This is a genomic window from Sulfitobacter sp. M85, assembly GCF_029285915.1.
Taxonomy (GTDB): Bacteria; Pseudomonadota; Alphaproteobacteria; order Rhodobacterales; family Rhodobacteraceae; genus Sulfitobacter; species Sulfitobacter faviae.
Window position 1 is genome coordinate 48,596 of the sequence record NZ_JABECQ010000003.1, and the last position, 22,422, is coordinate 71,017.

The following is a 22,422-nucleotide window of genomic DNA, read 5'->3' on the forward strand; positions in this document are numbered from 1 at the left end:
ATGGCCCTGACCCCGGATTTCGACACATTCGCCCGCGCCTATGAGGCGGGCGAGAATCAGATCGTCTACACCCGCCTTGCCGCCGATCTCGACACGCCTGTGTCCTTGATGCTGAAACTCACCGGCGCGGCAGAGAATGCCTTTGTGCTGGAATCCGTCACCGGCGGCGATGTGCGCGGGCGGTATTCGATCATCGGCATGAAACCCGACCTGATCTGGCGCTGCCGGGGCAAGACCTCCGCGCTTAACCGTGCGGCGCGCTATGATGCCGATGCCTTTGAGGATATGCCCGGTGACCCGCTGGACCGTCTGCGCGACGTGATCGCGGAATCGCGGATCACCCTGCCCGACGATCTGCCGCAAGCCGCCGCCGGGCTTTTCGGCTACCTCGGCTATGACATGATCCGGCTGGTGGAACATCTGCCCAATGTAAACCCCGACCCTCTGGGCCTGCCCGACGCCGTGATGGTACGCCCTTCGGTCGTCGCAGTCCTCGACGGGGTGAAAGGCGAGGTGACCATCGTCTCCCCCGCTTGGGTGTCCGAAGGTCAAACCGCTCGCGCGGCCTATGCCCAAGCCGCCGAGCGGGTGATGGACGCCGTGCGCGATCTGGAACGCGCCATGCCGCAGACCTCCCGCAATTTGGGAGAGGCCGATGACGCGCCGGAGCCGGTCAGCAATTTCACCCGCGAGGGCTATAAATCCGCCGTGGAAAAGGCGCGCGACTATATCAAGGCGGGCGATATCTTTCAGGTGGTGCCAAGCCAGCGGTGGGCCCAAGGTTTCACCCAACCGCCCTTCGCGCTCTACCGCAGCCTGCGGCGCACCAACCCCTCGCCCTTCATGTTCTATTTCAACTTCGGCGGCTTCCATGTGGTGGGTGCCAGCCCCGAAATTCTCGTCCGGGTCTTCGGCAACGAAGTGACCATCCGCCCCATCGCAGGCACCCGCAAGCGCGGCGCCACGCCCGAAGAGGACCGAGCGCTGGAGGCCGATCTGCTGAGCGATCCCAAGGAACTGGCGGAACATCTGATGCTGCTCGATCTGGGCCGCAACGACGTGGGCCGGGTCGCCAGGATCGGCAGCGTGCGTCCCACGGAAGAGTTCATTGTCGAGCGTTACAGCCACGTCATGCACATCGTCTCCAACGTCGTGGGTGAGTTGAAAGAGGGCAAGGATGCGCTCGACGCCTTCTTCGCCGGGATGCCCGCAGGCACCGTCTCGGGCGCGCCAAAGGTTCGCGCGATGGAGATCATCGACGAGTTGGAGCCCGAGAAGCGCGGCGTTTATGGCGGCGGCGTGGGCTATTTCAGCGCGGGCGGCGACATGGACATGTGTATCGCCCTGCGCACCGCCGTGGTGAAGGACGAGACGCTTTATATCCAAGCAGGCGGCGGCGTGGTCTATGACAGCGATCCCGAGGCCGAATTCATGGAAACCGTGCATAAATCCGGCGCAATCCGCCGCGCGGCTGCGGATGCGTCGCGGTTCGGCGGCAAAGGCAACGGCTGACCATGGCCCCCCGCGCGCCCTTCCAGATCGCGGGGCATTCCGTCGCCCCCGGCAGCAGCCTCGCCGTTGATCTGCCCGTTTCGATCCTGCCGGATCACACGCCGGTGCATCTGTCGCTGGAAATCTTCCACGGCAAACGGCCCGGGCCGACGATGTTCGTCTCAGCGGCGGTGCATGGGGATGAGGTGATCGGCGTGGAGATCCTGCGCCGCCTGTTGCGCGCGCCGCAACTCTCGGCGCTGCGCGGCACGCTGATCGTGGTGCCGGTGGTGAACTCCTTCGGCTTCCTGAACCGCTCGCGCTACCTGCCTGACCGGCGTGATCTGAATCGCTGTTTCCCCGGCTCACCCACCGGCAGCCTCGGCGCGCGGCTGGCGCATATCTTTCTGCAAGAGGTGGTGCTGCGCTGCGACTTCGGCATCGACCTGCATTCGGCAGCAATTCATCGCACGAACCTGCCGCAAGTGCGCGTCTCTCCGGCGGATCAGGTGACCCAGAAAATGGCGCTGGATTTCGGCGCGCCGGTGGTGCTGACCTCCCCCCTGCGCGACGGATCGCTGCGCGCGGTCGCCGCGAAACAAGGCACGCCGATCCTGCTCTACGAGGCGGGCGAAGGGCTGCGCTTTGACGAGATGGCCGTGCGGGCGGGTCTAGCGGGCATCTTGCGGGTGTTGCGCGGGCAAGACATGCTGCCCGCCAAGGGCATCGCCCGCGCCCGCAGCGCGCCCTATATCTGCACCGCTTCCCATTGGCTGCGCGCCCCCGCAGGCGGCCTGCTGCGCACCTTCCGGGCCGAGGGCGAAACTGTCGCCGAAGGCGATCTTCTGGCCATCGTCTCAGACCCTTTCGGCAAGGAGGAGGCCGAGCTTCTGGCCGATGCGCCCGGCATCCTCATCGGGCGGGCGATGCTGCCCATCGTTAACGAGGGCGATGCGGTCTTTCACCTTGCCAAACTTAGCCCCCGCGCGGCGGAGGCGACGGTAGATGAACTCGCCAGCCAGTTGGAGGAAGACCCGCTCTTCGACGAGGACGAGATTATTTAACGTCAAACCCCGCCCCGCGCGGGGTCACTCTTCGCGCAGCAGCACCGCCGAGATCGGGACCAAAGCCACATCGCTCGCGCGGTCTTGCAGCCCCCAGAGCAGCAGGGCGGAGACGGTATCGGGCCGCAGGCGGCCCAGCATAATCACCGCGCCCTCCTGCCCCGCTTTGAAGGCCGCTTGATCCAGAAAACGCCGGATCACCCGCGCCGACTGGTCCTTGCTGTCAAAATCGCGAAACACCGGATCGGCAGGCACACCCGCCTTGCGCGCCAGCTTGGGCATGGTGTTAAGCCCCTTGTCCTGCGTGACCAACCCGTGGCCTGATTGCGCGAGGATATCGGTCACCTGATCGGCCAGCGCGCGGCTGCCTTGAAAGCCGCTTTCGGTGCCTTCCAACACCCCCACCACCGGGCCAATCTGGTCGAGCGTGGCGCCAAATGCGGTCTCGGCATCGCTGGGCTGCGCGCCCTGCGGCAGGTCGACCATGGCCAAGACCTCGAACCCAGCCTCGCGGTAGGTTTCCACCCGCTCGGCGGCATCCGGCAAGGTGCTATCGACGGCGAAACTCAGCGGATAGGGAAAGCTGCGCAATGCGGCCAGCCCGGCGCTGCCGGCGGTGACCGAGGTGCCATCGTCGATCAGCACCACGCTCATCAGCGGCTTGCCCTCAGGCAGGTCGCTCGGGAGGCTGTTGACCACCACAGGGCGAGGGTCCTCGTTCACGATTTCGTCAGCTTCAGCGGGCTCTGCCACCACCTCTGCACCGGGGCGGTTAATCACGACGCCTGTGTCTCGCTCGGTCAGGCTGGTCGCTGGTGTGCCGATGGCCGGGCGGCTGTCGGCTTCAGTTTCAGCAGGCTCTGGAGTGGCTTCGGCAACCTCCGTCTCTTCCAGCGGCGCGGGGCGCGCCTCCTCGATCTTATCCGGCTCAGGCATCGGGGAAGACAGGTCAGCTTCAGCGGCCTCCGCCTCACCGCGAGGCGCGTCTTCGAGCGCATCGGCTTCGGCCTCCGGCTCTTCAACCACGACCTCTTCCGCCGGCAGAGTGATCGCCTCCTCCTCCTCTTCGACCTCCGGCGCGGCCATGCCCTGCGGCGCGTCAAAGGCCCCTTCGATACCCGCCACATCCGGCGCGGGCGGCTGCGCGGGTTCGGTGCTGATCGAAAGCTCATCCGCCGCGGGCGGCGCATCCGGCGCTGTGGCCTGCGGATTGGGCATGACAGGCTCTTCCGCGCCAGGCGACATCGGCGTCTGCCCCTCGGGGGCCGCGGGGGTGCTGAGCCCCTCCGCACCACCGGTTTCAGGCAGGCTGGCCGAGGTCTGCGTGTCGGGGTCAAGCGCGGCGAGGCTGTCTTGCTGCGGCACATCCGCGCGCGGTGCGGGGGCGTTCAACACCGGCGCGCTATCGCGGCTGCGCCCCTGCTCGCCCGCATCCGTCACATTGATCCGCGCCGGCGCGGGACCGGATCCGGGCGCATCGCCCACTTGCGGTGGCAGCGGCAAAGGCATCATCAGCGACACGGCACCGGCCACACCGATGCTTGCCACACCACCCCAAATCAGCCCGCTCAGAACTCCGCGTGCCATCTGCGCTACTCCTGCTGTCTGCGCCATGGCCAGAAAGCCCGGCGTTCCCCTCAATTGGCTTGCCCCAAACTCTTGACGATGGGGTTCAAGCCTGAACATGTATGCGAAAACCTATACCGCGCTCCGGCGCGGTTTCTCCAGTCCTAATACAAAGAAATGCCTGCCTGTGCTGCTGCTCATCGATAACTACGACAGCTTTACCTATAACTTGGTCCACTATCTGGGCAGCCTCGGGGCGGATGTGCAGGTGCACCGCAACGACGCGCTCAGCGTGGACGAAGCGATGGCCATGAACCCCGCCGGTATCCTGCTGTCTCCCGGCCCCTGCGACCCCGACCAAGCGGGAATTTGCCTAGAGCTGACCCATGCCGCCGCCGCGGCGCGCGTGCCGCTCTTGGGCGTTTGCCTTGGCCACCAGACTTTGGGCCAAGCCTTCGGCGGCAAGGTCGTGCGCGCAGATGATATCGTGCATGGCAAACTGGGCCAGATGCAGCACGACGGGCGCGGCGTTTTTGCCGGGCTCCCCTCGCCCTTCGGGGCCACGCGCTATCACTCGCTGGTGGTCGAACGCGCGAGCCTGCCCGACTGCCTTGAGATTACCGCAGCGCTTGAAGACGGCACCATCATGGGCCTGCAACACCGCGACTTGCCGCTGCACGGCGTGCAATTCCACCCGGAATCGATCCGGTCCGAGCATGGCCACGCCCTGCTGCAAAACTTCCTGAACGAGATGAAGGTCCCGGCATGAGTAGCGCGCTGAAACCCCTGCTGGATGCCGCCGCAAACGGGCCGCTGACCTCGGATCAGGCCGTTGAAGCCTTTGAAATTCTGTTCGAGGGCGAAGCGACCCCCAGCCAGATCGGCGGGTTCCTCATGGCGCTGCGCACGCGCGGCGAGACGGTCACCGAATATGCCGCCGCGGCACAGGTCATGCGCAGCAAATGCAACGCCGTGCGCGCGCCCGAAGGCGCGATCGACATCGTTGGCACCGGCGGTGACGGCAAGGGTACGCTGAACATCTCAACCGCGGCCGCCTTCGTGGCCGCAGGCGCAGGCGCTGTCGTGGCGAAACATGGCAACCGCAACCTCAGTTCGAAATCAGGTGCTTCCGACGCGCTGTCGCAACTGGGGATCAACGTCATGGTCGGCCCCGCGGTGGTCGAGCGTGAATTGGCCGAGGCCGGTATCGGTTTCATGATGGCGCCCATGCATCACCCCGCCGTCGCCCATGTCATGCCGACCCGGTCCGAGCTTGGCACCCGCACGATTTTTAACATCCTCGGGCCGCTGACCAATCCGGCAGGGGTCAAACGGCAGCTAACCGGCGCCTATACCCGCGATCTGATTGAACCGATGGCGCTGACACTCAAGCAGCTCGGCTCGGAAAAAGCATGGCTTGTGCATGGCTCCGATGGCACGGATGAGCTGACCATCACCGGTGTCAGCTGGGTCGCAGCACTGGAAGACGGTGTCGTCAACCTGCGCGAATTGCACCCCGAAGACGCGGGCCTCCCGGTCCATCCGTTCGAGGCCATCGCCGGAGGCGAGCCCGCCGAAAACACCAAACATTTCAAGGCGCTCCTGGACGGAGTTCCATCAGGCTACCGCGACGCTGTGTTGCTGAACGCAGCCTCTGCTTTGGTGGTGGCCGACGTGGCCCCGGATCTGAAAACCGGCGTCGAGATGGCCCGCGAAAGCATCGACAGCGGCGCGGCGCGTGACCGGATCGAAAAAGTGGCGCGGATCAGCCAGTCGGCATGACGCTACCCAGCCTCACCGCCCTTGGCGCATGGGCCGAGCTGCCCTTTTTTGCCGAGGATTGGCCGCGTATTGCCAAGCAGCTTGCCGCGGAAACGAGGGTCGTCCTACCGCCCGCCCCGCAGATATTCGCCGCACTTGAGCATCTGCAACCAGCGGCTGTGGAGGTGGTGATCCTTGGCCAAGACCCCTATCCGACACCCGGCCACGCCCATGGCTATGCCTTTTCGGCCGAGCCGGATGTGCGTCCCATTCCCCGCTCCCTTGTCAATATCTTCAAGGAGTTAGACGCCGATCTTGGCGCATCACCGCAAGACCCAGACCTGCGGTTCTGGGCCGATCAAGGGGTTCTGCTGCTCAACAACGTGCTGACCGTTCCGGCGGGCTGCGCGCATGGTCATGCGAGGCTCGGATGGCAAAAGTTGACCGCTCAGGTGCTCAACCGTCTTTCTGATCGCCCCCGCGCCTACCTGCTTTGGGGGGCGCATGCGCAAAAGGCGGCGGCAGAGGTCGATCCGGCGCGCAACCTGAAGATAGAGACGCCGCACCCTTCACCGCTGTCAGCAAGGCGCGGCTTCTTCGGCTCACGCCCCTTCAGCCGCGTGAATGACTGGTTGCAGGGCCAAGGCAAGCCCGGCATACATTGGACAAAGCCGTGAGGAAGCCATGACCGCCACAATTCTTGAAAAAATCAAAGCCTATAAGCTGGACGAAATTGCCGCTGCCAAGGCCGAAAAATCGCAGGCAGAGGTCGAAGCTGCGGCCCGCGCGGCCCCGCCAGTCCGCCCCTTCGCGCAGAGCTTGCACAAAGCCTCCCGCGAGGGCTACGGCCTAATCGCCGAGATCAAAAAAGCCAGCCCTTCCAAAGGTTTGATCCGCGAAGATTTCGAACCCGCCGCCCTCGCCCGCGCCTATGCCGCAGGCGGCGCGACCTGCCTCTCGGTCCTTACCGACACCCCGAGTTTTCAGGGAGCGAAGGAATTCCTCGTCGAGGCCCGCGCCGAATGCGATCTGCCGGTCCTGCGCAAAGATTTCCTCTACGACCCCTACCAGGTCGCCGAAGCGCGCAGCCTTGGTGCCGACTGCATCCTGATCATCATGGCCTCCGTCTCTGACGCGCAGGCCGCGGAACTTGAGCAAGCCGCTGATGAATGGGGCATGGACGCGCTGATTGAGGTTCATGACGCAGAGGAACTCGCCCGGGCCGAAAAGCTCAACAGCCGCATGATCGGGATTAATAACCGCAATCTCAACACCTTCGAGACTTCTCTTGATGTGACGCGTCAACTGTCAGAGGCCGTCCCCCACGACCGTATGCTGGTCTGTGAATCCGGCCTCTACACCCCCGCGGACCTCGCCGATCTGGCTGTCTACGGCGCGCGTTGCTTCCTCATCGGCGAAAGCCTGATGCGCCAGCAAGATGTCGAACAGGCCACCCGCGATCTGCTCGCAAACCCGCTCGTTCCTGGAGGGATGTAATGGCGCTCACCCATTTCGACGCCGAGGGCGACGCCCATATGGTCGATGTCTCGGGGAAAGCCGTGACTTCGCGGGTGGCTAAGGCTGAAAGCTACATCAAGATGGCGCCGCAAACGCTTGATATCATTACTGAAGGCCGCGCCAAGAAGGGGGATGTTCTGGGGGTCGCAAGGCTTGCCGCGATTATGGCGGCCAAACGGACGGCAGACCTGATCCCGCTTTGCCATCCTCTGCCGATCACCAAGGTGAGCGTCGATCTGACCCCAGACACCGCACTGCCCGGCATTCGCATTCTCGCCACTGTCAAAACCACTGGCCAAACCGGGGTTGAGATGGAGGCCCTCACCGCGGCCTCCGTCGCCGCCCTCACCGTCTATGACATGGCCAAAGCCGTGGATAAGGCGATGGAGATTGGCGGCACGCGGGTCGTTCTGAAAGATGGCGGTAAATCAGGCCGTTACGAGGCGACATGATCAGCGTCGAAGCGGCTTTGGAAGCCGTCCTGAACCTTGTTGCACCTCTGGAAACCGAAGAAGTCGCCCTTCGCGCCGCCCATGGCCGTGTCTTGTCGCAGCCCGTGCGCGCGCAGCGCAGCCAGCCGCCTTTCGCCGCCTCCTCTATGGACGGCTACGCCCTGCGCCGCGCCGAAGTCGAACCGGATGCGATGTTCAAAGTCGTCGGCGAAGCCGCGGCGGGCCATGGCTATGCGGGTACGCTGCGGGCCGGACAAGCGGTGCGCATTTTCACCGGCGCGCCGGTGCCCGAGGGCGCCGATTTCGTGGTGATCCAAGAAGATGTGACCCGGCGGGGTGACCTTATCACCCTCGGCCACAGTATTGATGACAAATACAATATTCGCCCCGCTGGCGGAGACTTCACCAAAGGCGAATACCTAACCGCCCCGCGCATTTTGCGCCCCGCCGATGTGGCGCTGCTCGCTGCGATGAACGTGGCACATGTGCCCGTCACCCGCAAACCCATCATCGCGATCCTAGCCACGGGGGATGAATTGGTGCAGCCCGGAGAAAGCCCCGGCCCCGACCAGATCATCGCCTCCAATAGCTACGGCCTCGCCGCGATGTTCGAAGAAGCGGGCGCCGAAGTGCGCATGCTGCCCATCGCGCGGGACACGACAGCATCGCTCAAACAGGCCTTCGCCCTAGCCCGCGGCGCGGATTTGATCGTCACCATCGGCGGCGCGTCGGTGGGCGATCATGACCTCATCGCGCCCGTGGCGGCTGAGCTTGGCATGGAGCAGTCTTTTTACAAGGTCGCGATGCGCCCCGGCAAGCCGTTGATGGCAGGCAAGATCGGTGATGCCGCGATGATCGGGCTGCCGGGAAACCCCGTTTCTGCAATGGTTTGCGGTGCGATCTTCGTGTTGCCTATGCTGCGGCGCATGCTTGGGCTGACCGAAGTCCATCCTGCGATACGCGAAGCCCCCCTTGGACGCGAGATTGGCCCGAATGGACCCCGAGCGCATTACATGCGCGCCCATCTTCGGGATGGCGCACTCCACCCGGATGATCGGCAGGATTCGTCTCTTCTATCCGTGCTCGCGCAGGCCGATGCGCTGATGATCCGCCCGCCTAATGAACCGGCGCGCAAGCCGGGCGATTTGCAAAAGTACATCTTGATTTAACGCCAACCCACGGTTGACACAAAACAAGAACATCCCTAGAACAAAAGCAATAAAAGCTTCAGGGGCCGCGCGATGCTGACCAAAAAACAACTCGATCTGCTTTCTTTCATCCACCAACGCGTGCAGCGCGACGGCGTCCCGCCCAGCTTTGATGAGATGAAATTGGCGCTCGACTTGCGGTCGAAATCCGGCATCCACCGGCTGATCACGGCATTGGAGGAGCGCGGCTTCATCCGGCGCCTTGCCCACCGTGCCCGTGCGATCGAAGTGGTCAAACTGCCCGAAAGCCTTGGCGGTGCGCCCGGTTTCGCCCCCCGCGTGATCGACGGGGACCGGCCCGACGCCCCGCCCCCGCCTGCGGCGCAACCGGTCACGGCGCATCATGCGTTCGATGTGCCGGTCATGGGCCGGATCGCTGCCGGTGTCCCGATCGAGGCGATTTCCCAAGTTTCCCATAGCGTCACGGTGCCCGGCGGGATGATCGCCGGTCAGGGGGAGCATTACGCCCTTGAAGTGCGCGGCGACTCGATGATCGAAGCGGGTATTAACGATGGCGATATCGTGGTGATCCGCGAAACCTCCGTCGCCGACAATGGCGATATCGTGGTGGCCTTGGTCGAAGATCAGGAGGCGACACTGAAGCGTTTCCGCAGGCAGGGGTCTTCGGTGGCTCTGGAGGCCGCCAATGCCGCCTATGAAACGCGGGTCCTGCCTTCGGACAAGGTGAAGGTTCAGGGGCGACTGGTCGGATTGATCCGCACCTACTGACGCTGCGGGCGGCTGTTCCATAAGCGTGCCCCGGCGCGGTCTTTCGCGGTGGTGACTTCCCAACCCTGCGCCGATTTGTTCAGCGCGATTGCGCCGGTTTCACGCAGGCGCAAGGGATCGTAGACTTGGCAGCCCCAATCTTGGGCGGTCGCCATATCGACGGACGCGACCACGACCTCCTCGGGCTGGCAGCCGCTGAAGGCGGCGACCGCCCGTTTTCCTGACAGATGGATGATACCCTCCTCTTGGCCCGCCCATCTTTGCGCGGCCACGGCTTGATCCGTGCCGTCGCCATCATTCTCCAGCCAATTGCGCGCGACGAAACCTGCGGCTTTGTCTTTGCTGAGCGCCCGGCCCGCCGGCGTCAGGACACCCACAAGCGTTCCCGTGTCGGCGATGAGCACGTCAGGGCGTGTGGTTCCTTGCCAGAGGGCGAAAGACAGCATGATCGCGGGCAAGCCGAACCAACGTAGATGACCTTGCCACAGGACGAGCCAGAGAAACCCGAGCGACAAGAGCGGCAGCACCCATCCCCCCGGCGCCGGCACGAAGCTGCGCGCGCCGGGCAGATGCGCCGCCACATCCGCGACCGATAGGATCCATTCAAGGCCCAGACCCATCGCCCAAAGCGGTATCCCTTCACCGCCGAAGGGCGCAAGGATCGCCGCCAGCACGGCGGCGGGGATGACCAAGACCCCCATCAAGGGGACCGAGAGCAGGTTCGCGACCAATCCGTAATGCGCGATCGTGTTGAAATGCGCGGCGGATATGGGCGCTGTGGCGATGCCTGCGACGGTCGAAGAAATCACCACCGCGGCGACGGGGCGGAGGCGTTTGGGAATGACCTCGCCTTCGAAATCGCGGATCCAGCCAAAGACGGCGACAAGCGCCGTGGTCGCGGCGAATGACATTTGAAACCCCGGCCCCATCAGCGCCTCGGGCCGCAGGGTCAGCACGATGATGCCCGCCATGGCGACCGCGCGCAGAGAGATCGCCCGCCGCCCGATCATCAGCGCGCATAGCGCCACGGCGCACATGACATAGGCCCGCTCGGTCGCGACATTTCCGCCCGACAGCGCGAGGTATCCGGTGGCGGCAATCAGTGCGGCCCCCGCGGCGATGCTTCGGCTTGGCCAGCGGGTGGCGGTGACCGGATGCAACGCGAGAAGCAGGCGCGTTGCACCGAAGACAACTCCGCTGAGCAAGCCCATATGCAGGCCCGAGATCGCCAATAGATGCGCCAAATTGCTGCTGCGCAGGTCTTGCAGGGCATCTTGCGAAATGGCGCTGCGGTCGCCGGTGGTGATGGCGGCGGCGAAACCGCCGATATCGCCCGGAAGATGGGCGCGTACCCGCGCGGAGGCGGCCATGCGCAATCGGAAGAGGATCAGCGCGATGCCCCCTTCCACAGGCTCCGCCATGCCTAGGAGCGGCACGCGGCTGTAGCCCACCGCGCCCAACTCGGCAAACCAAGCATAGCGCTGAAAATCAAAGCCGCCTGGCTCGACCGGGCCTGCGGGGGGTGACAGATGCGCCGTGGTCATCACCTGCATGCCGGGGGTTGGCGTGATCGCGCCGGGGAGCGTCGAATGGAGTGAGACGCGAACCCGGGGCGGCGTGCGCGCGGGCGGCACCCGATCCAACCGCACCTGATCGAGTGTCACGCGCGGCGCGTCGGACTGGCTTCGGTCAAGCGCCATGACACGCCCCTCGAGCGGGCCATAGTAACGCCAGCCGAGAACTGGGGCCGCCACCGAATGCGCCCGAAACGCCGCCAGCAGCAGTCCCAGCAGGACCAAAGCCGCGCCGACAGCAAAGGGGGCCGTGATCTCAGGCAGCGCCCGCGCGACGACCGCCAGCACGACCACGACACATGCCACCGCCGCCAGCACCCCCCCCGTAGGCTCCGCCCGCAGCGAAAAATACCAGCCCATCCCCAAGGCGAGGCAGACCGGCACCCAGCAAAACAGATGCCCGCGCTGGCGCAGCATCACGGCGCTGAACTGGTTCCAAAGGCCCATGCTTGCCCCCGCGGATCGCACTGGGTAGATAGGCGTCAAATCCTAGGACCGGGATGGTTACCAATTGGTAAACGCCGCTCCGAACACCATATCTCTGACCGAAAGGCCCTCCGCCATGAACGCCTCTGTTGTGACCCGTTTCGCCCCTTCTCCCACCGGGTTCCTGCATATCGGCGGGGCGCGGACCGCCCTGTTCAACTGGCTCTATGCGCGTGGCCGGGGGGGTAAATTCCTGCTGCGCATCGAAGACACCGACCGCGCGCGTTCCACCCCCGAAGCGACGGAGGCGATTCTGCAGGGCATGTCGTGGCTCGGCCTCGACCACGATGGCGAGATCGTCAGCCAGTTCGAGAATGCCCCGCGCCACGCGGAAGTCGCGCAGGAACTGCTGGCCGCCGGCAAAGCCTATAAGTGCTTCGCCAGCCAAGAAGAAATCACCGCCTTTCGCGAGGCGGCCAAGGCCGAAGGGCGCAGCACGCTCTATCGCTCCCCTTGGCGGGATGCCGATCCGGCGAGCCACCCGGACGCACCCTACGTCATCCGTATCAAGGCGCCGCTGGAAGGCACCACCGTAATCCGCGATCATGTGCAGGGTGATGTCACCATCCGCAACGACCAGCTCGACGATATGATCCTGCTGCGCTCGGACGGCACGCCGGTCTATATGCTGGCCGTGGTGGTGGACGATCACGACATGGGCGTGACCCATGTGGTGCGCGGCGACGATCACCTCAACAACGCCGCTCGCCAGATGATGATCTATGAGGCGATGGGCTGGGACGTGCCGGTTTGGGCGCACATCCCGCTGATTCACGGCGCGGATGGCAAGAAGCTGTCGAAACGTCACGGCGCCTTGGGTGCGCAGGAATATCAGGTGATGGGCTATCCCGCGGCGGGCATGCGCAACTACCTCGCCCGTCTGGGCTGGAGCCATGGGGATGACGAATTCTTTACCGACGCACAGGCGCAGGAATGGTTCGATCTGGACGGGATCCGCAAAAGCCCCGCGCAGTTTGACCTGAAAAAGCTGGAAAACCTCTGCGGTCAGCATATCGCACAGGCCGATGATGCCGCGCTGCGGCGCGAGATCGAAGCCTATCTTGAAGCGGCAGGAGAGCCCGCGCTGACCGAAGGTCAGGCCGAGGGGTTGGAGCGGGCGATGTACTGCCTCAAAGATCGCGCGAAGAAATTCCCCGAACTGCTTGAAAAAGCGTCCTTTGTCTTGGCCGATCGCCCGATCACCCCAGATGAGAAAGCGGCAAAGAATCTCGATACGGTATCCCGTGGCATACTGTCGGAATTGACGCCGCAATTGCAAAATGCTAGCTGGAACAAAGAAACGCTGGAGGAGGTACTGAACGGCTTTGCTGCCGCGCATGACACCAAATTTGGCAAGCTGGCGGGGCCGCTTCGGGCGGCGTTGGCTGGCAGGGCAGTCACCCCATCGGTTTTTGACATGATGTTGGTGCTGGGGCGCGATGAGACCCTTGCCCGACTGACGGACGCCGCGGCCTAAGTTTTGGTTCACCACTTCTTTGGGCGGCAGGTATAACTGAACGGGACAGCCCCATATGGGGCTAGGCCCAGACGGCGGGGGCATCTCCGCAGCCTACATTCGGGAAGGGATTTCATGACCAATAACAATAAAACCGCAACGCTGACGATCGACGATCAAAGCTTCGATCTGCCGATTCACAGCCCCACTGACGGGCCCGATGTTGTCGATATCCGCAAGCTCTATGGGCAGGCGGGTGTCTTTACCTATGACCCGGGCTTCACCTCGACCGCGGCTTGCGACAGCACGATCACTTTCATTGATGGTGACAAAGGCGTGCTGCTGCACCGGGGCTACCCGATTGAGCAGCTGGCGTCGAAGTCGCATTACCTCGAAGTCTGCTACCTGCTGCTTTATGGTGAGCTGCCCTCTCCCAAGGCGCTGGAAGATTTCGAGTGCCTGGTGACCAACCACACCATGCTGCACGAGCAGATGATGAATTTCTTCCGCGGCTTCCGTCGCGATGCGCATCCGATGGCCATCATGGTGGGCGTGGTTGGCGCGATGTCGGCCTTCTATCACGACAGCACCGACATCAACGATGAGCACCAGCGTGAGGTCGCCACGATCCGCCTGATCGCCAAGATGCCGACGATCGCGGCGATGGCCTATAAATACACCATCGGCCAGCCCTTCGTCTATCCGCGCAACGATCTCGACTATGCGTCGAACTTCCTGCGCATGTGCTTTGCCGTTCCGGCCGAAGAGCATGAGGTCAACCCGATCCTCAGCCGCGCGATGGACCGGATCTTTACCCTGCACGCCGATCACGAGCAAAACGCCTCGACCTCGACCGTGCGTTTGGCGTCGTCTTCCGGTGCGAACCCCTTCGCCTGTATCGCCGCTGGTATCGCCTGCCTCTGGGGTCCGGCGCATGGTGGTGCGAACCAAGCTTGCCTTGAGATGCTCAAGGAAATCGGCACGCCCGATCGCATCCCTGAGTTCATCGCCCGCGCCAAGGACAAGAACGACCCCTTCCGCCTGATGGGCTTTGGCCACCGCGTCTACAAGAACCACGATCCCCGCGCGACCGTGATGAAGGAAAGCGCCGACGAGGTTCTCGAACTGCTGGGCGTGGAGAACAACCCGATCCTTCAGGTTGCGAAGGAGTTGGAGAAAGCCGCGCTGGAGGATCCGTATTTCGCGGAAAAGAAGCTCTTCCCGAACGTTGATTTCTATTCCGGCATCATCCTCGAAGCGATGGGCTTCCCCACGTCGATGTTCACCCCGATCTTCGCGCTGGCGCGGACCGTGGGCTGGATCTCCCAGTGGAAAGAGCAGATCAGCGATCCGCAGCTCAAAATCGGCCGTCCGCGTCAACTGTACCTCGGCGAAGACAAGCGCGATTATGTCGATATCGAGAACCGCTGAAGCAACCTTCAAAGACCATGCAAACGCCCCGGATTTCCGGGGCGTTTCGCGTTTCGCCCGCCACTGCCCGCAATACCTATGATTGAGGTTGTTGACCCTAGGGCAACAATGGGGCCGCCGGTGGGGCGACTGATTCCGGGCACCCGAATCGCGAAAACCGGTGCCCTTTTATGCACTGTCAGCAATGGCGTGAAAAATCAGTGAATGTTTCCAAGCGTTTTGCCGGACGCGAAACACCGGAGCCGAAAATGCGGCCAAATTGCGGCACTGTTTCGCACCTCGTGACAATGCCCCCGCCCCGCTTGACGGGATTCCCCCCGCGGCGGTAGCCTCCCTTCACGATGTCTTTTCGGGGTGGGAAGGGCATCATTGCGGCACTGCCGAAGGGGTTCGCTCTTTCGCAGTCCGGCCGGCGTTCACCCCATTGTAGACGCCCAGCAGTACAGCCGGGCCGCGACGAGAGGATGCAGGATGACCGCAACGGACCGGACCAAAGGGCTTCGCTGGGACTGCGCCACCGGTCTGACGCCTGCGAAGGCCGAAGACGTCCCCGGCCCTCAGGGTGCGCTCGTCCCCGATACATTGCATGACTGCGACCAGATCGCCGTGGTCTATGACAAGGGCCAGACCCCGCCGCGCATCACCATCGCGCAGGTCTCGAACTCGGTCCATACGGTTTTGGCGGATGGCGTCGCTGTAGCGGTGGTGGCGCGGGCCAATGGCCCGGCGCCTTCGGCCAGCGATGTGCTGCTGGTTGAGCGAAGCTGCTAGCGCTCAGCGCCCCTGAAACTTGGGGCTCCGCTTTTGGGTAAAGGCCGTAACCCCCTCGGCGAAGTCCTGCGACTTGCCGCAGCGGCCCTGCGCTTGGGCCTCAAGCGAGAGTTGATCCTCAAGCCCATTGTCCCATGACGCGCGGATCGCCTTCTTGGCCTCGGCATAGGCAGCCGTGGGGCCGCCGGCCAATTGCGCGGCCTTGGCGCGCCAATGGGCATCGAATTCCGCATCCGGCACGGCCTGCCAGATCATCCCCCAATCATCTGCCTGACGGGCGGTGATCTTATCGGCGAAGAGGGCCGCCCCCATTGCCTTGGCCATGCCCATCTGCCGCGGCAACGCATAGGTGCCGCCCGCGTCGGGGATCAGGCCAATGCGGGTGAAAGCCTGCATGAAATAGGCGCTCTCGCTCGCAAAGACGACATCGGCGGCCAGTGCGATATTTGCCCCTGCCCCTGCCGCCGGGCCGTTCACGGCGGCGATGGTCGGCACCGGGCAGTTGATGATGGCGCGCAGCAGCGGCGCATATTCTTCGCGCAGCGTTTTCTCCAGATCGGCCACGCCGCCCGCCCGGTCGGCCAAGTCTTGGCCCGAGCAAAAGGCACGCCCCGCCCCCGTCAGGACCACGACCCGCGCCGCGCGCCCGCCCTCGGTCACCGCATGGGTCAGCTCTGCCCGCATCTGGGTGGTGAGCGCGTTCATCTTATCGGCGCGGTTCAGCGTGATCAGCGCGACATCGTCGGTCAGCGCATAGGTGATCGTTTCATAGTCCATCTTGCTATCCTCGATTGCTTGGCCGCAGCATATCAAAGCAATGTGCCGCTGCCAGTGCAACGGGGCGTCAGCGGTCGAGAATATCGCGCAGGCGGGCTTCTTCCTCTGCCGAGAGGGGCGCTTCGCTTGGGGTTTTGCTGCGGGCGCGGCCGCGCAGATAGATCACGCCCAGCCCCCCGGCCAGCAAGAGCATCAGCGGCCCCGCCCCCCAAAGCAACCAATTGGCCCCCGTCGCCTGCGGGTTCAGCAGGACATATTCACCGTATCGGTCGACGATGAATTCCACCGCCTCCTCATCGCTGTCGCCCGCCACCAGCCGCTCGCGCAGCAAGATGCGCAGATCACGCGCAAGGCTCGCGTTGCTCTCATCAATGCTTTCGTTCCGGCAAACGAGGCAGCGCAGACCTTGGCTCAACTCCCGCGCGCGGGCCTCCAATGCGGGGTCGTCCAGCATCTCATCAGGCTGCACCGCCCAGAGGGGGCTGGCGAGCAGAGTCAGGATCAGCAGCAGCCGTTTCATTCCGCAGGCACCCCCGCCGGTTGCTTGCGCGCACCCGCCGCGACCCGAAAGCGTCGGTCGCTGAGGCTCAGCACCCCGCCAAGCGCCATGAGCGCGCAGCCGATCCAAATCCAATTGGTCATCGGCTTGATATAGGTCCGCACCGCCCAACCGCCGCCGTCTTGCGCATCGCCGATCACCACATAGATGTCGCGCGCGAGGTTATAGTCGATCGCCGCCTCAGTCGTCGGCATCTGCGCCACGGGGTAGAACCGCTTTTCAGGCCGCAGGGTCGAGATCACCGTGCCGTCCTCCGCCAGCGTAATCTCGGCCATGCTGCTGAGGTAGTTCGGCCCCCGAACCTCGCTCACATCCCGCAGGGTCAGCGTGTAGCTGCCCACGTCAAAAGGCGCGTCGATCTGGGCCACGCGGATGTCATCCACGGCCCAAGCCATCAACCCCGCGATCCCGGCCATGGTGACGCCCAACCCGCCATGCGCGGTGGCCTTGCCCCAATCCGCACGCGGCAGGCGGCGCAAACGGCGTAGCTTGCCCGAGCCACGCCCAAGACGCTGCATCACATCCACCACGGTGCCCATCACCAGCCACGCCCCAAGGAACAGGCCCACAGGCCCCAGCAGGCCGCGCCCGGTCTGCATGGCAAAGGCCAGCCCCCCAAGCGCCAGCGCCAGCAGGAAGGCATAGCGCAACGGGTAGAGCGCGCGCATGATCTTGGCCCGTTTCCATGGCATCGCGCTGCCGATCGGCAGGATCAGCCCGAGCGCTACCATGAAAGGGGTAAACGCGGCGTTAAAGAACGGCGGCCCGACGCTGAGCTTCCGGTCGAGGAACATCTCAGCCACCAGCGGCCACATGGTGCCCACGAAGACCACGAAACAGGCCACTGCGAGCAGCAGGTTGTTCACCACCAGTGCCGTCTCTCGGCTCAGCAGGCCAAAGACGCCTTTCGCCTCCAGCGCCGAAGCGCGCAGCGAATAGAGCACCAGCGCCCCACCGGTAAAGACCCCCAGAATGGCCAGAATAAAGACCCCGCGCTCAGGGTCGTTGGCGAAGGCATGGACGGAAGTCAGCAGGCCAGAGCGCACGATGAAAGTTCCGATTAGCGAAAAGCCGAAGGCGAGGATGGCCAGCAGGATGGTCCAGCTTTTCAAGCTCTCGCGTTTCTCGACCACGATGGCGGAATGTAGGAGCGCCGCCGCCAAAAGCCAGGGCATGAAGCTCGCGTTCTCGACCGGATCCCAGAACCAGAAACCGCCCCAGCCAAGCTCATAATAGGCCCACCAAGACCCAAGTGCGATGCCGATGGTCAGAAACACCCAAGCCGCCAGTGTCCAAGGCCGCACCCACCGGCCCCAAGCCGCATCCACGCGCCCTTCGATCAGCGCCGCCACGGCAAAGCTAAAGGCCATGCTGAGCCCGACATAGCCGAGGTAGAGAAACGGCGGGTGGAAGGCCAAACCGGGGTCTTGCAAAAGCGGGTTCAGGTCTTGGCCGTCAAAGGGCGGCGTGCCCATGCGCAGAAAGGGGTTCGAGGTGAAAAGAATGAACGCCAGAAAGGCCACCCCAATCGCCGCCTGCACCGAGAGCACCCGCGCGCGCAGGCGCGGCGGCAGGTTGCCGCCAAACCACGCGGCCATCGCCCCGAAAAGCGCCACGATCAACACCCAAAGCAGCATCGACCCTTCGTGATTGCCCCATGTGCCGCTGATTTTATAGAGCATCGGCTTGGCGGAATGGCTGTTGGCCACGACCAGTTGCAGGCTGAAATCCGAGGTGACGAATGCCCACATCAGCGCGCCAAAGGACAGGGCGATCAGGATGAATTGCGCCGCCGCCGCCGGCTCGGCCACCGCCATCCAGCCTGCGCGGCCCCGCCACGCGCCCCACATCGGCACCACCATCTGTACAAGTGCCACGCCAAAGGCGAGCACAAGCGCGAAATGTCCAAGCTCTGTAATCATGGGCCGGACTATAGGGGGCCGAAGCCCCCTAAGCCATGGCAAATCAAACGTGAAAAACGGTCAATCGGTCGCAGTCAGCCCCGGCTGCGACGCCAGGCATCTAGGGCCGCATTCTCCGACGGCGCGACCGCAGCGAGGGCCAGACGGCTGTCGGCACCGGTGTCGGCCACCTGAGGGCTGTCGGCGCGCATCTCGCGCAAGGCTTCGATATTCTCGACCACCTGCGGCACTCGCGCGATGGTGCCAACGATGGCACGCTGAAACTCCTGCGATTTCACCTGCTGCCGCGCGCCGAAATAGAAAGAGACGATCACCCCCAACAACCACCAAAGCGGCTCAGGCACCAAGGCGATGCCCTGCATCCGTTCGGCGAACCATAGCGGATTGACCATGGCGGTGACGAACAGGCCGAGCGTGCCGAGCGCCAGCATCGGGCGCGGCAGCCGGTTGACCCCATCCATGAAGCGGTCAAAGCCACCTTGCCGCGCTTGCGCGAACTCGGCCCCATATTGCGCCATGGCTTGGCCCTGCACCGCATGGGCGCGCTGCGCCCCGGCCTCGGCATTCTCGCGGAACACTTCGACCGTGTCGCGGATGACGTTCCGCTCACCGCCGAAGATTGTCGTGAAGATACGTTCGATCAGCCCCATTGTGCCACCCTCCGTGCGAAATCGGCGTCGCTCATGTGATACCGCGGCGAGATGAATTCTTCGGCCCTGCGTATCCACCCCCCCTTGCCGCCTGAGCGACTGCGGGCGTATTTCCGGCTGGCGGGGCGGCGGTCAGCAAGGCGGAAGTAATAGTTGCGCCGTGCGATGCCGTAGGCGTCGACCAGATGTTCGGGGGCGGCCTGCCATGCGGTATGCGCAGCGCGGATCGTCTGCGGCCCGATGGCTCCGTCAACCGCGACCTCCTGCCCCATCTCGCACAGCAGGCTTTGCAGGATTTTCACCGCGTTGCTGCCAGCGTTGACATACATGTCGAAAACGCTCGGCTGCAAAGGTGCGGGCAGTTCGGCGATGCGCGGCGCATTGAAGTAATGCCGGACAAAGATATCGACCGCCTGCGCGCGGCCAAGGCGGCGCACATCCGCCACATCGACCGCCCCATCGCCGGTCAGGTCCATCCCCAAGCGGCGCATGGTGTGGATCGTGACCCCGTATTTCGTCGCCCCGCCGGGGTCATCGGGGTCATTCACAAAGCCGCCCTCGCGGGCGACGATGGCGCTGGCGATCTCACGCACGGACTGCATCGCGGCTCTCCTGTTTTGCATGCAAACAGGCTCCGCCGGATTGGTTAACCGATGCTCACGCCCCCGCGCGTTGCGCAGCGGTCAGCCCTCAGATTCGCGATAAACGCCCTGCTCTTTCAGCGCGTCCGTCACTTCCTTAGGCATGTAGGTCTCATCATGCTTTGCAAGGATTTCAGTGGCTTCGAACACGCCGCCGACATAGCTGCCGGTGCCGACCATGCCTTGGTTCTCTTCAAAGAGATCCGGCAAAACGCCGGTGAAAACCACCGGGACAGAGGCCCCGCCATCGGTCACGGCAAAGCTTATCTGCTCCCCCTGCCCGCGCTTGAGCGACCCTTCCTCGACCAGCCCGCCGATCCGGAACACCTCTGTCGGGCCGGGCGGCTCGGCGATGACTTGGCTCGGGGCGCGGAAATAGTTGATCCCGTCACGCAGCGCATAGCCGATCAGTGCGGTCGACAGGACCAAGGCCACCGCCGCCACGGCGATGATCTGGATCCGGCGCTGTTTTTTGAGGCTCTTCATGGGAAAAGCGGGGCCATCATCAGCCCCTCGGTTTCCGGCAGACCCAGCATCAGGTTCGCGTTTTGCAAGGCTTGCCCGCTGGAGCCTTTGGTCAGGTTATCGAGCGCCGCGACCACCGTTGACCGCCCAGTCTGACGGTCTGCCACCACGCCGATATGACAGAAGTTCGAGCCGCGCACATGCCGCGTGCTGGGCGCTTCGCCGAGAGGCAGCACCTCGATAAAGGGTTCATCGGCATAGGCTTTTTGCATTGTCTCATAGATCGCCTGCGCATCACCTTTGACATAGCAGGTCGCCAGAATGCCGCGGTTCGCAGGCACCAGATGCGGGGTGAACTGCACCTGCACGGGCCGCCCGGCGAGGGCCGAGAACTCCTGATCGAACTCCCCCAGATGCCGATGCGTACTGCCAAGCGCATAGCCGTGATAGCCCTCGCTCAACTCCGCATGAAGCAGGTTTTCCTTCAACGACCGCCCCGCGCCGGAAACGGCGCATTTCAGGTCCAAAATGATATCATCCAAGGCAATCACCCCCGCCGCGATCAGCGGGCGCAGCGCAAATTGCCCCGTGGCCGCATTGCAGCCCGTCCCCGCCACCAGCCGCGCGGCGGCAATCTCTTCGCGGTAGAATTCGGTGAGGCCGTAGACCGCCTCTTTCTGCTGCTCAAGCGCAGCATGTTCATTGCCGTACCACTTGGCATAATCCTCAGGATCGCGCAGGCGGAAGTCGGCGGAAAGATCGACGATTTTCATGTCCTTCGGCAGCGCCGCGATCACCTCTTGGCTGGTCTTATGCGGCAATGCGCAAAAGCACAGGTCAATCTGGGAAAAGTCGATTTCATCAATCGTGACCAATGTGGGCAGATCGAGGTGGCGCAGATGTGGAAAGACCTCGGCCATGGACTGGCCGGCCTTGGAGTTCGCGCCCAAAGCCTTGATCTGCATAGAGGAGTGGCCAGCGATCAGCCGGATGAGTTCTGCCCCGGTATAGCCGGAGGCGCCAAGAATGGCGATGTTCTGGGTCATGGTCTGTCCCCTTGTTCGGAACGAAATGTAATTGGAGTTCAGGCGGCGGTGAATGTGATCTGTCGTCGCAGGAACTGCGTCGCGCGGTCGCTTACCCGGGCGGGATCACCGGTGGTGAGAAAAGCCGCCTCACCCGTGCCTGTCATATCGGGATGCCGCTCAAGGTAATCGGCCAAGGAATCGGCCACCAATTCGGCCTGACTGAAGACTTTGACCTGCCCGCCCAAAGCCGCCTGAAAGGCCTCCTGCATCAGCGGGTAATGGGTGCAGCCAAGGATCGCCGCATCGGGGTTGGGCATCTTGCGTTTCAGCGCGTCGACATGGCTGCGCACCAGCGCTTCGGCAAGGATCATGTCGCCTTCTTCGATGGCATCGACAACCCCGCCGCAGGCCTGCGCCTCAACATCCACACCGATGGCGCGGAAAGACAGTTCACGCTGAAACGCGCGGCTTGCCACCGTGGCAGGCGTGGCGAAGAGCGCCACATGGTTGACGGCCACCTCGCGGGGCGGAGAGTTGTCGCCCCATTGCCGCTCGGTCATCGCTTCGATCAGGGGCACGAAAACGCCCAGCACCCGCTTGTCGCGCGGGATCCACCCCTCTTGCATCCGGCGCAGCGCGGCGGCAGAGGCGGTGTTGCAGGCAAGGATCACCAGATCGCAGCCCGCATCGAAAAGCCGCTGCACGGCGGCGCAGGTCAGCTCATAGATATCATCGGCGTTGCGCACGCCATAGGGCGCATGGGCGCTGTCGGCGAGATAGACGAAATCCACCTCCGGCAGCCGTTCTTGCACCTTGTTCCAGACGGTCAGCCCGCCTAGCCCCGAATCGAAAATACCAACTGCCATGGTCTGT

Annotated in this window: 22 protein-coding genes; 12 read left to right on the forward strand and 10 right to left on the reverse strand. The window is 63.9% G+C overall.

Going from position 1 to position 22,422, the window contains the following annotated elements:
* Positions 1 to 1,512 carry an anthranilate synthase component I gene (gene trpE / locus HKX24_RS06465; protein WP_271691436.1) on the forward strand — a complete coding sequence of 504 codons (1,512 nt, stop codon included), beginning with the start codon at positions 1 to 3 and terminating at the stop codon, positions 1,510 to 1,512.
* Between the two features lie 2 nt (positions 1,513 to 1,514).
* Complete coding sequence (locus HKX24_RS06470) at positions 1,515 to 2,555, forward strand: succinylglutamate desuccinylase/aspartoacylase family protein (protein WP_271691437.1); 1,041 nt, start codon at positions 1,515 to 1,517, stop codon at positions 2,553 to 2,555.
* Positions 2,556 to 2,579: 24 nt separating this feature from the next.
* Here HKX24_RS06470 and HKX24_RS06475 read toward each other — a convergent pair whose 3' ends face one another.
* Positions 2,580 to 4,142, reverse strand: coding sequence for a polysaccharide deacteylase family 2 protein (locus HKX24_RS06475; RefSeq protein ID WP_271691438.1), 1,563 nt, complete (start codon positions 4,140 to 4,142; stop codon positions 2,580 to 2,582).
* Between the two features lie 166 nt (positions 4,143 to 4,308).
* On the opposite strand from HKX24_RS06475, the gene HKX24_RS06480 reads away from it, so the two are divergent.
* From HKX24_RS06480 to lexA, 7 genes are all read left to right on the forward strand, one after another.
* Positions 4,309 to 4,890: an aminodeoxychorismate/anthranilate synthase component II gene (locus HKX24_RS06480; RefSeq protein ID WP_271691440.1), complete on the forward strand. Its 582-nt coding sequence runs from the start codon at positions 4,309 to 4,311 to the stop codon at positions 4,888 to 4,890.
* Positions 4,887 to 5,903 carry an anthranilate phosphoribosyltransferase gene (gene trpD, locus HKX24_RS06485; protein WP_271691441.1) on the forward strand — a complete coding sequence of 339 codons (1,017 nt, stop codon included), beginning with the start codon at positions 4,887 to 4,889 and terminating at the stop codon, positions 5,901 to 5,903. Before HKX24_RS06480 ends, trpD begins: the two co-directional genes overlap by 4 nt.
* The gene (locus tag HKX24_RS06490; protein WP_271691442.1) at positions 5,900 to 6,559 is read left to right on the forward strand and encodes a uracil-DNA glycosylase; all 660 of its coding nucleotides are present in this window, start codon (positions 5,900 to 5,902) and stop codon (positions 6,557 to 6,559) included. Before trpD ends, HKX24_RS06490 begins: the two co-directional genes overlap by 4 nt.
* A 7-nt stretch (positions 6,560 to 6,566) precedes the next feature.
* A complete protein-coding gene (trpC, locus tag HKX24_RS06495) occupies positions 6,567 to 7,379 on the forward strand; it encodes an indole-3-glycerol phosphate synthase TrpC (protein WP_271691443.1) in 813 nt (270 codons plus the stop codon).
* A complete protein-coding gene (moaC, locus tag HKX24_RS06500; protein ID WP_271691444.1) occupies positions 7,379 to 7,852 on the forward strand; it encodes a cyclic pyranopterin monophosphate synthase MoaC in 474 nt (157 codons plus the stop codon). Before trpC ends, moaC begins: the two co-directional genes overlap by 1 nt.
* Positions 7,849 to 9,021, forward strand: coding sequence for a gephyrin-like molybdotransferase Glp (glp, locus tag HKX24_RS06505; protein WP_271691445.1), 1,173 nt, complete (start codon positions 7,849 to 7,851; stop codon positions 9,019 to 9,021). Before moaC ends, glp begins: the two co-directional genes overlap by 4 nt.
* A 72-nt stretch (positions 9,022 to 9,093) precedes the next feature.
* Positions 9,094 to 9,789, forward strand: a complete 696-nt coding sequence (gene lexA, locus HKX24_RS06510) for a transcriptional repressor LexA (protein ID WP_067260680.1) — start codon at positions 9,094 to 9,096, stop codon at positions 9,787 to 9,789.
* Here lexA and HKX24_RS06515 read toward each other — a convergent pair.
* Positions 9,783 to 11,810, reverse strand: a complete 2,028-nt coding sequence (locus tag HKX24_RS06515) for a ComEC/Rec2 family competence protein (RefSeq protein WP_271691447.1) — start codon at positions 11,808 to 11,810, stop codon at positions 9,783 to 9,785. The genes lexA and HKX24_RS06515 overlap by 7 nt on opposite strands.
* A gap of 115 nt (positions 11,811 to 11,925) precedes the next feature.
* On the opposite strand from HKX24_RS06515, the gene gltX reads away from it, so the two are divergent.
* From gltX to HKX24_RS06530, 3 genes are all read left to right on the forward strand, one after another.
* Positions 11,926 to 13,326, forward strand: a complete 1,401-nt coding sequence (gene gltX, locus HKX24_RS06520; RefSeq protein WP_271691448.1) for a glutamate--tRNA ligase — start codon at positions 11,926 to 11,928, stop codon at positions 13,324 to 13,326.
* Positions 13,327 to 13,440: 114 nt separating this feature from the next.
* Positions 13,441 to 14,736, forward strand: coding sequence for a citrate synthase (locus HKX24_RS06525; RefSeq protein WP_271691449.1), 1,296 nt, complete (start codon positions 13,441 to 13,443; stop codon positions 14,734 to 14,736).
* 471 nt (positions 14,737 to 15,207) lie between these two features.
* Positions 15,208 to 15,507 (forward strand): hypothetical protein, encoded by a 300-nt coding sequence (locus tag HKX24_RS06530; RefSeq protein ID WP_271691451.1) that lies wholly within the window; start codon positions 15,208 to 15,210, stop codon positions 15,505 to 15,507.
* Positions 15,508 to 15,510: 3 nt separating this feature from the next.
* Here the strand turns inward: HKX24_RS06530 and HKX24_RS06535 are convergent, their stop codons facing one another.
* From HKX24_RS06535 to HKX24_RS06570, 8 genes are all read right to left on the reverse strand, one after another.
* Positions 15,511 to 16,284 carry an enoyl-CoA hydratase-related protein gene (locus HKX24_RS06535; protein WP_271687125.1) on the reverse strand — a complete coding sequence of 258 codons (774 nt, stop codon included), beginning with the start codon at positions 16,282 to 16,284 and terminating at the stop codon, positions 15,511 to 15,513.
* Between the two features lie 67 nt (positions 16,285 to 16,351).
* The gene (locus tag HKX24_RS06540) at positions 16,352 to 16,804 is read right to left on the reverse strand and encodes a cytochrome c-type biogenesis protein (protein ID WP_271691453.1); all 453 of its coding nucleotides are present in this window, start codon (positions 16,802 to 16,804) and stop codon (positions 16,352 to 16,354) included.
* Positions 16,801 to 18,765 carry a heme lyase CcmF/NrfE family subunit gene (locus HKX24_RS06545; protein WP_271691455.1) on the reverse strand — a complete coding sequence of 655 codons (1,965 nt, stop codon included), beginning with the start codon at positions 18,763 to 18,765 and terminating at the stop codon, positions 16,801 to 16,803. Before HKX24_RS06545 ends, HKX24_RS06540 begins: the two co-directional genes overlap by 4 nt.
* Positions 18,766 to 18,839: 74 nt before the next feature.
* Positions 18,840 to 19,415, reverse strand: coding sequence for a holin family protein (locus tag HKX24_RS06550; protein ID WP_271691457.1), 576 nt, complete (start codon positions 19,413 to 19,415; stop codon positions 18,840 to 18,842).
* Positions 19,406 to 20,017 (reverse strand): holin-associated N-acetylmuramidase, encoded by a 612-nt coding sequence (locus tag HKX24_RS06555; RefSeq protein WP_271691458.1) that lies wholly within the window; start codon positions 20,015 to 20,017, stop codon positions 19,406 to 19,408. Before HKX24_RS06555 ends, HKX24_RS06550 begins: the two co-directional genes overlap by 10 nt.
* Positions 20,018 to 20,098: 81 nt before the next feature.
* Positions 20,099 to 20,542, reverse strand: coding sequence for a cytochrome c maturation protein CcmE (ccmE, locus tag HKX24_RS06560; RefSeq protein ID WP_067260705.1), 444 nt, complete (start codon positions 20,540 to 20,542; stop codon positions 20,099 to 20,101).
* Positions 20,539 to 21,567 carry an N-acetyl-gamma-glutamyl-phosphate reductase gene (gene argC / locus HKX24_RS06565; RefSeq protein WP_271691459.1) on the reverse strand — a complete coding sequence of 343 codons (1,029 nt, stop codon included), beginning with the start codon at positions 21,565 to 21,567 and terminating at the stop codon, positions 20,539 to 20,541. Before argC ends, ccmE begins: the two co-directional genes overlap by 4 nt.
* A gap of 38 nt (positions 21,568 to 21,605) precedes the next feature.
* Positions 21,606 to 22,415, reverse strand: a complete 810-nt coding sequence (locus tag HKX24_RS06570; protein WP_271691460.1) for an aspartate/glutamate racemase family protein — start codon at positions 22,413 to 22,415, stop codon at positions 21,606 to 21,608.
* Positions 22,416 to 22,422 lie beyond the last annotated feature (7 nt).